At 66.6% G+C, this 374-nt stretch carries 1 pseudogene; it reads left to right on the top strand.

What is annotated here, in order from left to right:
* Positions 1-374: pseudogene (locus AB4Y64_RS17760) on the top strand (ATP-dependent DNA helicase); the annotation flags it as partial.

Below are 374 nucleotides of genomic sequence, written 5' to 3'. Positions count from 1 at the left end.
CCGATACCGTGCGCTGGGTGGAAGTCTTCTCCCACACGGTGCAGTTACATCGCACCCCGCTGTCGATCGCGCCGATCTTCACGCGCCAGCGCGAGGGCCAGCCGCGCGCGTGGGTCTTCACCTCGGCAACGCTGTCGGTGAAGGGCAATTTCACGCACTACGCGGCGCAACTGGGCCTGGACAAGGACCGGTCGCTGACGTTGCCTAGCCCGTTCGACTACGCGCAGCAGGGCCTGCTCTATGTGCCGCGCGACATGCCGGCGCCGCAGTCGCCCCAGTTTACCGAGGCGGTGGTGGAGAAGACGCTGCCGCTGATTGAAGCCGCTGGCGGACGGACGTTCCTGCTCTGCACAACGCTTCGCGCCGTGCAGAAG

The sequence above is a fragment of the Lysobacter sp. TAF61 genome, from assembly GCF_052113485.1.
Classification (GTDB): Bacteria; Pseudomonadota; Gammaproteobacteria; order Xanthomonadales; family Xanthomonadaceae; genus Lysobacter_J.
The sequence above is the reverse complement of the archived record's forward strand: the minus strand, read 5'-3'. Positions and strand labels throughout refer to the sequence as shown.